Annotated in this window: 11 protein-coding genes; all 11 read left to right on the top strand. The window is 46.1% G+C overall.

Annotated elements, in window-relative coordinates; all coding sequences use genetic code 11:
* The first annotated feature begins 304 nt into the window (after nt 1-304).
* The 11 genes from HPY27_RS08330 (at nt 305) to sigF (ending at nt 11,931) form a co-directional block, all read left to right on the top strand.
* Nucleotides 305-775 carry an Lrp/AsnC family transcriptional regulator gene (locus HPY27_RS08330; protein WP_012686077.1) on the top strand — a complete coding sequence of 157 codons (471 nt, stop codon included), beginning with the start codon at nt 305-307 and terminating at the stop codon, nt 773-775.
* 115 nt (nt 776-890) lie between these two features.
* Nucleotides 891-2,549, top strand: a complete 1,659-nt coding sequence (locus HPY27_RS08325; RefSeq protein WP_174224767.1) for a peptide ABC transporter substrate-binding protein — start codon at nt 891-893, stop codon at nt 2,547-2,549.
* Between the two features lie 248 nt (nt 2,550-2,797).
* Nucleotides 2,798-3,730 carry an ABC transporter permease gene (locus tag HPY27_RS08320; protein ID WP_017248050.1) on the top strand — a complete coding sequence of 311 codons (933 nt, stop codon included), beginning with the start codon at nt 2,798-2,800 and terminating at the stop codon, nt 3,728-3,730.
* Between the two features lie 6 nt (nt 3,731-3,736).
* Nucleotides 3,737-4,654 (top strand): ABC transporter permease, encoded by a 918-nt coding sequence (locus tag HPY27_RS08315; protein ID WP_017248051.1) that lies wholly within the window; start codon nt 3,737-3,739, stop codon nt 4,652-4,654.
* 14 nt (nt 4,655-4,668) lie between these two features.
* Nucleotides 4,669-5,658 (top strand): ABC transporter ATP-binding protein, encoded by a 990-nt coding sequence (locus HPY27_RS08310; RefSeq protein ID WP_026043035.1) that lies wholly within the window; start codon nt 4,669-4,671, stop codon nt 5,656-5,658.
* 20 nt (nt 5,659-5,678) lie between these two features.
* On the top strand, nt 5,679-6,638 hold the full coding sequence (locus HPY27_RS08305) for an ABC transporter ATP-binding protein (RefSeq protein ID WP_026043036.1): 960 nt from the start codon (nt 5,679-5,681) through the stop codon (nt 6,636-6,638).
* Nucleotides 6,639-6,817: 179 nt separating this feature from the next.
* The gene (locus tag HPY27_RS08300; protein ID WP_173621582.1) at nt 6,818-8,890 is read left to right on the top strand and encodes a methyl-accepting chemotaxis protein; all 2,073 of its coding nucleotides are present in this window, start codon (nt 6,818-6,820) and stop codon (nt 8,888-8,890) included.
* A 142-nt stretch (nt 8,891-9,032) separates the two neighbouring features.
* A complete protein-coding gene (locus tag HPY27_RS08295; RefSeq protein ID WP_017248053.1) occupies nt 9,033-10,217 on the top strand; it encodes a D-alanyl-D-alanine carboxypeptidase family protein in 1,185 nt (394 codons plus the stop codon).
* A 147-nt stretch (nt 10,218-10,364) separates the two neighbouring features.
* Nucleotides 10,365-10,715, top strand: coding sequence for an anti-sigma F factor antagonist (spoIIAA, locus tag HPY27_RS08290; RefSeq protein WP_174224766.1), 351 nt, complete (start codon nt 10,365-10,367; stop codon nt 10,713-10,715).
* Nucleotides 10,715-11,164 carry an anti-sigma F factor gene (gene spoIIAB, locus HPY27_RS08285; RefSeq protein ID WP_007724107.1) on the top strand — a complete coding sequence of 150 codons (450 nt, stop codon included), beginning with the start codon at nt 10,715-10,717 and terminating at the stop codon, nt 11,162-11,164. The genes spoIIAA and spoIIAB overlap by 1 nt, the downstream gene beginning before the upstream one ends.
* Nucleotides 11,165-11,175: 11 nt before the next feature.
* A complete protein-coding gene (gene sigF, locus HPY27_RS08280) occupies nt 11,176-11,931 on the top strand; it encodes an RNA polymerase sporulation sigma factor SigF (RefSeq protein ID WP_017248054.1) in 756 nt (251 codons plus the stop codon).
* Nucleotides 11,932-12,013: the final 82 nt, after the last annotated feature.

Here is a 12,013-nt window from a genome sequence, read left to right as displayed (position 1 = left end):
AAATAAAACAAGGCGTGCACAGCACATGAGCACGCCTTGTTTTATGAGTAAAAATACAGTTTCTCGAAAAAATATTGTTGATTAAATCTAGTTTTTCATATTCAATAGTAAGATATAAGTCGTTTTTTATTGTATAAAATATATTTTACTGTTCGGATTGACTTTATAAAGTTTTATAATTCTACTTGTCAAATTTCGTTGACACCGCTATCATTTCCGATTACTTTTATTGTATTAGACTGTTTGTAAAAGATTATTGCGAAATTCGTAAAAAAATGATGGAGGTTCCCAGAAAATCGTATTTATGAAAAAGCTGGACCATGTCGATAGACAGATTCTGCAAATCCTCCATGAAGATGGGCGTATCCCATATACAGAAATCGCCCATCAACTAGGCGTGAGCGAAGGAACGATTCGATCGCGCATCACTCGTCTTTTGCAAGACGGAGTCTTCCAATTCGTAATACAACCCGATCCAGAGAAATTAGGATTACATGTGCAGGCTATCATCGGGTTAACCACAAAGCTAGGTTTGCAGAAAGAAGTGGCAGAAAAATTGAGCAAATTTTCTGCAGTACGCTTTGTAGGCGCTTATAGCGGTAAGCACGACTTGATTATCCAAGCGTGTTTCCATAGTAATGATGAGCTGATCACCTTTGTCAATGAACGACTCTCTCAAATTGAAGGAATTGCAGCTGCGGACGTTTCACTGGAACTGAAGCAGTACAAAGACACCTTCTCTTTCGTTCAAGACGACGAGGTGACCCTGCAATGAAAGGGGTTGATGCCTTCCAGCCGAAGTCAAGCAGCTTCGCGTAGTTTTCGTTTTTTTTTCGTCCTTTATTTTCAGAAAAAAGACAAAAAAGAAAAACGTACTGGGGGTTATTGCGTTGAAAAAGAATATGTTTGCACTTGTGAGCTCGATTGCTGTATTAGGAACCGCCCTGGCAGGGTGCGGAGGAGGTCAACCAGCTGCCGCTCCACCGGCAGGAGGAACACCTGCAACGCCAGCACCTTCACAGCCTGCAACACCAGCTGCTGAGAAGAAGCCACAAGTTCTAAAGATGAACCTGCACTCCGAGCCACCTACAACTGATCCAGGACTCGCAGAGGACACGACTTCAGGCGCGATTATCTTGGCAACCTTTGACGGCTTGACCCGCATTGGTACCGACGATAAGCCACATGAAGCTGCCGCTGAGAGCTACAAAGTCTCTGATGATAAGCTCACTTACACATTTAAAATCAGAGAAGCGAAATGGAGCAATGGTGATCCTGTAACAGCACATGACTTTGAATATGCTTGGAAGCGTGCTCTCGATCCAAAAACAGCTTCCAACTACGCATATCAGCTGTACTACGTGAAAAATGGTGAAAAAGCAAATAAGGGCGAAGCAAAGCTTGATGAAGTAGGTGTGAAGGCACTTGACGATAAGACGCTGGAAGTTAAGCTGGAGAATCCAACTCCATACTTCCTGGAATTGCTCGCATTCCGTACCTACTTCCCAGTTAACAAAAAAGTAATTGATGCAAATCCGAAGTGGGCAGGCGAAGCAAGTTCGCACGTCGGTAACGGACCTTTCAAAATCGAATCTTGGGAGCACAAGAGCAAGATGGTGCTCGTGAAGAACCAAAATTACTGGGATAAAGACAATGTAAAGCTCGAAAAAATCGAATTCTCCATGGTAGAAGACGAAAATACAGAGCTCTCCATGTTCGAAAATGGCGAAATCGACTGGGCTGGCGCACCAATGAGTGCTTTGCCAACAGATGCGATTCCAGCATTGAAAGATCAAGGCAAGATTCAAACAAATCCAATCGCTGGTACGTACTGGTACAAGTTCAATACCGAAAAGCCGCCATTTAATAACATTAAAGTGAGAAAAGCATTTGCCTACTCGATCGATCGCCGAGCCTTGATCGACAACATTCTCCAAACGGGTCAAATCCCGGCAACAGGCGCTGTACCTCCATCCATGGTGCTGAATCCAAACGGCTACTTCAAAGACAAAGATTTAGAAAACGCGAAAAAGCTTTTGGAAGAGGGACTGAAAGAGGTTGGCATGAGCAAGTTGCCAGCGATTACGTTGTCCTACAACACATCTGAGGCTCACAAGAAGATTGCTGAGGCCATCCAAGACCAATGGAAGAAAAATCTCGGTGTAGATGTGAAACTCGAGAACAAAGAATGGAAAGTTTACCTGGAAGATATGCATGAGGGTAATTTCCAGATTGGACGGATGGGCTGGCTGGGTGACTTCAATGACCCAATCAACTTCCTGGAGCTTTACAAAGATAAAATGGGTGGAAACAACGATACGCGTTGGGAAAATGCAAAATATAAAGAGTTGTTGAACCAATCCGCTCAGGAATCAGACCTCGAGAAACGTAAGAAAATTTTGGCAGATGCAGAACAAATCCTGATGGATGAAATGCCAATCATGCCAATTTACTTCTACACGCAATCTTGGGTACAGAAGCCAGAAGTGAAAGGCGTTCACCAAACTGGCCTGGGTGACGTGGATTGGAAAGGCGCATACATCGAGTAATTTCATAACGAAGGAAACGGGATTTGCAGCAGAGGTTATATGGTTGCTCATATACCCTCTGCTATGCAAGCCCTTCCCATAAATACCAGCTGGCATGATTGCCAGCAAAGAGAAAATAGAGAGAGAAGCTTTACTGCAAGAGATCTAAGGGTTATTTACACAGCCGATTTTTACACTGTGTCGGCAGCGTTCCGCAGTGTAAACATGGGACGTGAAAGCAATCAAAAATCTACAAGGGGGTAAGTTAGTTGATCCGTTATCTCGGTAAGCGCATCATTTTTATGCTCATCTCGCTCTTCTTAATTGTAACGGCCACCTTCTTCATCATGAAAGCAGTACCAGGTGGTCCATTTACATCCGAGAAGCAGGTCCCGCCGGAAATTAAGGCAGCACTAGAGGCAAAGTACAAGCTGAACCTGCCGTTGCACGAACAATACTTTGAATATTTGAAGGGTGTAGTAACGTGGGAGCTCGGTCCATCGTTTACGGAGAAATCTTCAACTGTTAATGACATGATTAATCGTGGTTTCCCAGTTTCTGCTCACTTGGGTGCACAAGCTTTATTGCTCGCTATCTTTGGTGGGATTACGCTAGGGGTTATCGCAGCGCTAAACCATAATAAATGGCAAGACTATTCCGCGATGGTCATCGCCGTTTTGGGATTATCGGTACCAAGCTTTATTTTGGCGTCCTTTTACCAATACATTTTCGCTATTAATTTGGGCTGGTTTCCAATCGCGAAATGGGAAGGATTCGAATACACCATCCTTCCATCATTGGCACTCGCCGCATCACCGATGGCATTTATCGCGCGTTTGACGCGTTCCAATATGATTGAAGTTATGGGTCAAGATTACATCAAAACAGCAAAAGCAAAAGGGCTGCACACTTTTACCATTACAGTAAAACACGCAATCCGTAATGCGCTCTTGCCAGTTGTTACTTACCTGGGTCCACTGATTGCCGGTATTTTGACAGGTGCATTCGTTATTGAACGTATTTTCGGTGTTCCTGGTCTTGGTCGCGAATTCGTTTTGTCCATTACAAACCGCGACTATACGGTAATCATGGGTACGACCGTGTTCTACTCCATGATCCTTGTTGTGATGATTCTGATTGTTGACATCGCATACACCTTGGTAGACCCACGGATCAAACTTTCGGACGCAGGAAAGGAGTAATGACACGTGCAAAACTTGACTAAAGAACATTTCGAGCCAATTTCCGTTGACCTTCGTCAAGCGGAAGCAATCAAGCGCCCAAGTCTCTCTTTCTGGTCTGACGTTTGGCGTCGTTTGAGAATGAATAAAGTCGCAATGATTTCTATGATCTTCATTGCTGCGTTGATCGTATGTGCCATTGTGGTCCCATGGCTAACTCCACAAGATTATTTTACGACGGATCTGGCTGGCAAGAACAAAAAGCCGTCTGCTGAACACTGGTTTGGCACAGATGACCTAGGTCGTGACGTATTTGAGCGTATTTGGTACGGTGCACGTATCTCTCTGCAAGTAGGTCTTGCCGCAGCGTTCATTGACTTGATCATTGGTGTGATCTGGGGTGGTCTCGCAGGTTTCTATGGTGGAAGAGTAGATGAATTGATGATGCGTTTCGCAGATATCTTGTTTGCAATTCCTTACCTGCTGGTTGTTATTTTGTTGATGGTTGTATTAGAGCCTGGTGTTGGAACGATTATTCTTGCCTTGACGATAACGGGATGGATCGGTATGGCCCGGATTGTGCGTGGTCAGATCCTTCAATTGAAAAACCAAGAGTTTGTACTGGCAGCACGCTCCCTTGGAGCTGACGCCAACCGTCTGATCTTCAAACACTTGATTCCTAATGCTTTGGGTCCAATTATCGTTACATTGAGCTTGACTGTACCTTCCGCGATTTTCGCAGAATCTTTCTTGTCCTTTATCGGGTTAGGGGTTTCGGCACCAATTGCATCGTGGGGAACGATGTCCAATGAGGGCTTGCCGGCCATGAAGTACTATCCATGGCGTTTGACATTCCCGGCAATCTTTATTTCCATGACCATCTTGGCATTTAACTTGTTCGGTGACGGTCTGCGCGATGCAGTAGACCCACGCCTGCGTAAATAGGAGGGATCGTCGTAATGGAACGCATTCTTGATGTAAAAGACCTGCATGTATCCTTCCATACGTATGCAGGTGAAGTAAAAGCAGTCCGCGGTGTGAATTTTCACGTCAACCGCGGAGAGGCTGTAGCGATTGTAGGGGAGTCCGGTTGCGGTAAATCCGTAACCGCTCAAACCCTCATGAAGCTGATTCCGATGCCTCCAGGTGAAATTAAACAAGGGCAAATTCTCTTCAATGGCGAGGATATCGTCAAGAAGTCGAAAAAAGAAATGGAATCGATCCGCGGTAAAGATATCGGGATGATCTTCCAAGATCCAATGACTTCCTTGAACCCAACCATGACCATCGGTAGCCAAATTACCGAGGGCTTGATCAAGCACCAAAACATGTCGAAAGCTGCAGCACGTGATCGTGCCATTGAGCTGTTGACCATGGTTGGTATTCCGCAACCTGAGAAACGTGTGGAGCAATATCCACACGAGTTCTCTGGCGGTATGCGTCAACGTGCGATGATCGCGATCGCTCTCGCCTGTTCGCCGAAGCTGTTGATCGCGGATGAACCGACGACAGCTTTGGACGTAACGATTCAGGCGCAAATTTTGGACCTGATGAAAGAATTGCAAAAGAAAACAGGCACTTCCATTATCTTGATCACGCATGACCTTGGTGTTGTTGCTGAGATGTGTGAACGCGTCATCGTTATGTACGCAGGAAAAGTGATCGAGACAGGAACAGTTGACGATATTTTCTACAATCCGCAACATCCTTACACCAAAGGCTTGCTTCGCTCGGTACCACGTCTTGACTTGAACCGTGACGAGCCACTGACACCGATTTTTGGTACGCCGCCAGACCTTCTGCGTCCGCCAGTTGGCTGTGGATTCACTGCGCGTTGCGAATCAGCGATGCGTGTGTGCCAAGAGATCGATCCTGAGCTGAACGACGTCAGCACGACTCAGCGAGCAGCTTGTTGGCTTCAGCATCCGCTTGCTCAGAACCGTGCATGAACGTAGAAGGAGGGATATCAGTGGATAAACGTGAAAATTTAATTGAAGTACGTAATCTAAAAAAGTTCTTTTCTATTGGCGATAATACTCTGAAAGCTGTGAATGATATCTCGTTTGAGATCAAACGTGGAGAAACATTGGGCGTAGTAGGAGAGTCAGGCTGTGGAAAGTCCACTGCCGGTCGTACCATCTTGAGACTGTATGATGCGACTGAAGGGGACGTCCTGTTTGAAGGTAAGAGCATCATGAATTTGAACCAGCAGGAAATGAAGGCGATGCGCCGCAACATGCAAATGATTTTCCAAGACCCTTACGCATCCTTGAATCCGCGTATGACAGTTGGGGATATCATTGGCGAGGCGCTGGATATTCATGGCCTGGCGACTGGTCAAAAGCGCAAAGAACGCATCCAGGAGCTCCTTTCCTTGGTGAGCTTGAATCCTGAGCATATGAACCGCTTCCCACACGAGTTTTCAGGCGGACAGCGCCAACGTATCGGAATTGCCCGTGCATTGGCAGTAGAGCCAAAATTCATCGTTTGTGACGAGCCAATCTCTGCTTTGGACGTATCCGTACAAGCACAGGTTGTAAACTTGCTCGAACAGCTGCAAGAAAAAATGGGCTTGACCTACATGTTCATTGCCCATGACTTGTCCATGGTAAAATACATTTCCGACCGTGTAGCGGTTATGTACCTGGGTAAAATGGTTGAGCTGGCAGAAAGCGATGCTTTGTATGAAAAGCCGCTCCACCCGTATACGCAAGCGCTGTTGTCTGCGATTCCGATTCCAGACCCAGAAGTTGAGCGTAACCGTGAGCGCATTGTATTGCAAGGCGATGTACCTAGCCCAATGAACCCACCAAGCGGTTGCCACTTCCGTACCCGTTGCCCGAAAGCAATGCCGGAATGCGCTGCATCCGCACCTGTATGGAAAGAAGTAGAGCCAGGACATTTCGCAGCTTGTCATTTGTATAACTAAATCAACTACAAATAACGAGTTCCGAGGCTACTCGTGCAGCCCGGAACTCGTTTCCCTTCATAAGGGAGGTTTTACCTCTGAAAAAAATGGGTATTGTACCCAGAGGCAGTTTTTTCAGGGGTATTTTTTCGGAGTTCTTGCACTGGAAAATTGTAGTAGCGATAAAGGGGGCAAGTAGCATGAGTAAATTTTTGTCGCCACGATGGAACAAGAAGGAGGGAATTTCGAATCTCTTAAAAAAAGTAAATTTGACTAGCCAAGTAGCAACGGAAAAGCTAAAAGGCTCTCTTGCTACAAAGATGATTGTGTTTGGCCTAATTCTTGTACTTATTATTATCGGTTCTTTGCAATACATAGCTCTTTCCTTCTCGAAATCAACGCTGTTCAGCATTACCTCTAACCAGGCGAAAATGCTGGCTGACCAGCATGCAAATAGCATAGAAGATGACATAAAAGCAATTGTGAACTCCACGAAATCGGCGGCAACCAAACGTGTGATGATGACAGAGCTACAGCCGCTTATCATGGAGCAGTTTACTCTATTGCGCCAGGCACATAAAGAAGTATCCCGAATCTATTTGATCGACACGGCTACCGGGAAATCCCTGTATTCCTTGACCGGGACCAATGAGATTGACTTCAAGCAAAAGCAATACTTCCAAAGAGCACTAACTACGAAATCCTTGGTCATTTCTGATGAAGAAATCGTTGAAGGCAGCAACAAGAGTTTTCTTTATATTGCGACACCCATAGGGGAAAAGACAGATGATACGAGCCGATTGTTCGTTGTTGGGTTTACGATTGACCAAATGATTCAAAAAATTCCTGAGATCTCTTTCATGGAGAATGGCTACGCATTTGTCGTTCGACAAGATGGTTTGGTTGTAGCTCATCAAAATCCGAATAACAACAACAAGCTCGTGCTAGCTGGTGACAAAGATTATGAAGAGATGCTTGCCCTGATGCAGTATGAGACAAGCAATAGCTTATTGTACTCGGATCATGGTATTGATTCATTTGCAGCTTTTGCACCAATACCGTTGTTGAAATGGAATGTAGTTTTGTCCACGGGAACCGACGAGGTGTATGGCGAGGTGGACGGAATGTGGCTATACTTCGTGCTCTTCAGCTTGCCGATCATCGGACTCTCGGTTTGGGCGATCTGGTGGTTTGCGAAGCGGATTCGACTTTCCTTGTTCGCGATAGCCAGAGATATGGATCAAATCGGCGCCGGACATTTTAATATCAACGTAAAAGTAAACGGCAATGACGAGCTGGCTATGGTTGGGCGCAAAATGAATGAGATGGCGGCTGAACTTCGCAAGCTGATTGCCCTTGTACAGGGACAAGCTACACAACTGAACGTAGCGACAGATGAGCTGACTCTATTTGCGCAAGAGAACAAAGGAGCCATTAACGTCATTACGGATAATATTTCAACGATTGCCCAACGCGTTTCTACGCAGACAAATGAAGTGCAAGCGACGGCCAATACCGTCTCGGAAATATCGGAAGGCGTTGAACAGGTGGCTGTGGCTGCCGAATCAACATCGGTTGCTACGACCCGTACGTTTGAGAGAGCGCAAGGCGGAATGGAATTAGTGGGGAACGTAATCAATACGGTAAGACGTGCCACTAGTGAGGTAGAACGTACTGCTGGGCAAATGCACAATCTTCGTGATCGTGCTCGTGAAATTACGAGTATCGTCGAAATGATTACGAGTATTGCATCGCAGACGAATTTGTTGGCGCTGAATGCAGCCATTGAAGCTGCCCGTGCTGGAGATGCTGGACGAGGCTTCTCGGTTGTAGCCAGCGAGGTTCGCAAGCTCGCAGAGGAAAGCAGCTCCTTCTCTGAGCGTATTGCTGCTATTGCCCATTCGATCAATGATGAGGCAATGGATATGAGTAAGCATATGGACGAGATCGTTACCATGGTGAGTGGAGGCTTGCAGTCTGTAGAGTCTGTGGGTACTGCTTTCCAAAATATCGTGGCAGAGATTCAATCGGCCGCAGAGCAAAGCGAATCGATGACGGCGACCTCGGAAGAGATGGCCGCAGGTAATCAGGTTGTGACGAACTCCATGCAGCGTCTCGCCACCATGTCCGATGAAATTAGTGATTCCATCTCAGGTGTAGTAGAGACAGTGGATGAACAATTGAATTCGATTGCACGCATTAATGAAAACGTAGAACAATTGAAAAAAATGGCGGACGAGTTAACTCAAAATGTGAGCCGATTCGTCATTTAAGAAAGTGTCCCTTCTGCGAGTAGTAGAAGGGATTTTTTGTGTAACCGGATGTCTTTCGAGAAGATAATCTTGCCGTTTTTGTGTGAATATTTTCCTTTCATGATGGTGAGAATAAAACCATGAATGGAGGGAAGAGACTGCTATGAAACGGAATGGATACCTCGCTCTATGCTTCGTTATGTGCTTTACCATCTTTTCTCCGATGGCTGTTGCCAAAGAAAAGGCTGGACAGCAAAAGGGTGACAATCATTTTGCCCCACTAGCTTCATCCGCAGTGATGATTGAAGCGGATACGGGAACAGTCTTGTATGAAAAGAACGCCAATGAAAAAATGCCACCCGCCAGTATCACCAAAGTAATGACCATGCTTTTGATCATGGAAGCGGTGGAGCGGGGAGAGCTTAAGCTTACCGATAAGGTTCGAACAAGTGAAAGAGCAGCATCAATGGGCGGGTCGCAAATTTTTCTACAGCCTGGTGAAGAAATGACGGTAGAGGACATGTTGAAAGGGATTGCGATTGCTTCTGGGAATGATGCCTCTGTAGCGATGGCTGAACACTTGGCTGGGACAGAAGAGAGTTTTGTCGCGCGAATGAATGAACGAGCACAGCAGCTCGGTATGAAAAATACGCATTTTGTCAACTCCAATGGACTTCCAGCCGCGAATCACTTCTCTTCGGCAGCAGATATTGCGATCATGTCACGTGAGCTCTTAAAGCACGATGGCATCACGAAGTTCACCGGTACGTATCAAGACTATTTGCGGAAAGATACAGAGAGCCCCTTCTGGCTTGTAAATACGAACAAGCTGGTGCGTTTTTATGAAGGGGTGGACGGTTTGAAAACAGGGTACACAGGCGAAGCGAAATACTGTTTAACAGCGACAGCCAAACGCAACAACATGCGTGTCATTGCAGTCGTCATGGGTGAGCCTGATGTAAAAACGCGTAACAATGAGGTTTCGACCATGTTCAATTACGCATTCACACACTTTCAGGTGATGCCGATGTACAAAAAGGGAGAAGCAGTGCGCGCACTCGTTGTAGATAAAGGTCAGAAACCGCAAATCAATGCGGTGACACCACATGCGGTTAGTTTGTTAATGAAAAAAGGAGAATCGGCCGATACCTTCCAGAAGGAAATTGTCATCAATGAGGCGGTTCACGCACCTATAGCAAAAGACCAAGTAATTGGCCACATTTTCATCCGAACGAAAGATGGCAAGGAAGTAAACCGAATCGATCTGTTCCCAGAAGATCAGGTAGATAAAGCCAACATGTGGGAGATTCTCAAGCGAACCACCAAGAGCGTTTTGATTAGCTACTGACAGACAGCATGAGCGCGAAAAGAATCGAGTTGCCCCGAATGGAATGGCGCGGCTGCTCGATTTTTTTGTTCTTTTGTCGGCTGGCAGGAATTGGTTTCGCCGAGGAAGAAAGAGAGTTTCTATCAAGGGAGAAGGAGTGTGTCAGCTATGAGTTTACGAGTCGCGATGGAGACACGGCAGGATGTGCTGGTGATCCGTTTGCAGGGTGAGCTGGATCATCATACGGCAGAGGAGTTGCGCAAGAAGGCGGATGATCTTTTGCGTACCTCTACGATACGCCATATTGTGCTGAGTCTGGCTGATTTGACGTTTATGGACAGCTCTGGTATCGGGGTTATTTTGGGAAGATACAAGCAGATTTCTGCCCGATCTGGAGAAATGTATGTCTGCTCGATCAATCCTACGATCTATCGAATATTTGAGATGTCCGGGTTATTCAAGGTGATCAAGTTTCGCGAAAACGAAGCGGATGCTTTGCATATTCTGGGGGTGGCGTAATGATGGTACAACGTAACTTTATGTCAGTGTCGTTTGCAGCATTGAGCCAAAATGAAGCATTCGCACGTGTAGCAGTCGCAGCCTTCATTTCTCAACTCGATATTACGATGGACGAGCTGGAAGAAATCAAAACCGTTATATCCGAGGCTGTTACCAATGCCATTATTCATGGTTATGACGAAAATCCAGAGGGTGTGGTACAGATCTCCGTGCGAATTCAAGAGGACAGTATTGATCTGATTGTAGAAGACAATGGACGTGGAATTGAGGATGTGGAGCAGGCTATGCAACCACTCTATACGACGAAACCGGAGCTTGAGCGCTCTGGGATGGGCTTTACGATTATGGAGAATTTCATGGACTCTTTGGAAGTGGCAACGGTTGTGGGTAAAGGAACAACTGTGCGCCTCACCAAACGCCTAGCGTTTGCCAAAGCCTTGCAAAATTAGGGGTAGTGCCTATGGGTGCCGATATCAAAAACGCGAGTCAACCATTTCTGACCAATGACCAAGTAAAAGAGCTAATCGCCAAAAGCCAAGCTGGCGACACTGAGGCACGAGAGCTTTTAGTCAACAGCAATATTCGGCTGGTCTGGTCCGTCGTCCAGCGCTTTATCAACCGTGGATACGAAGCGGATGATTTGTTTCAGATCGGTTGTATTGGCCTTTTGAAAGCCGTAGACAAGTTTGATCTCTCCTATGATGTTCGATTCTCAACCTATGCTGTGCCGATGATTATCGGAGAAATTCAACGCTTCTTACGTGATGACGGTACAGTCAAGGTAAGTCGATCACTCAAAGAAACAGCCAATAAGGTACGACGAACAAAGGATGAGCTGTACAAGCAATTCGGTCGCGCACCCACGATTGCTGAGGTTGCGGACGTGGTGGGGATTACGCCAGAAGAAGTCGTGTTTGCGCAAGAAGCGAATCGGGCACCTTCTTCCATCCATGAAACGGTTTTTGAAAATGACGGGGACCCCATTACTTTGATCGATCAGATTGCGGATGAAGGGGTCAACAAATGGTTTGAAAAAATTGCGCTCAAGGATGCGATCAGTCGATTGAGCGAGCGGGAACAACTCATTGTCTACCTGCGCTACTACAAGGATCAGACGCAGTCAGAAGTAGCGGAGAGGCTGGGAATCTCGCAAGTACAGGTATCGCGCCTTGAGAAGCGCATTTTGCAAACGATCAAAGAGCAAATTGAGCATTAACAGATGCAAACACTCCGGTCGCAACGTGGCTGGGGTGTTTTGTTTTGTGAAAAACATCTCGATAATTTTCATTAAACAGAAC

The organism is Brevibacillus sp. HB1.1, assembly GCF_013332445.1.
Taxonomy (GTDB): Bacteria; Bacillota; Bacilli; order Brevibacillales; family Brevibacillaceae; genus Brevibacillus; species Brevibacillus porteri.
The sequence above is the reverse complement of the archived record's forward strand: the minus strand, read 5'-3'. Positions and strand labels throughout refer to the sequence as shown.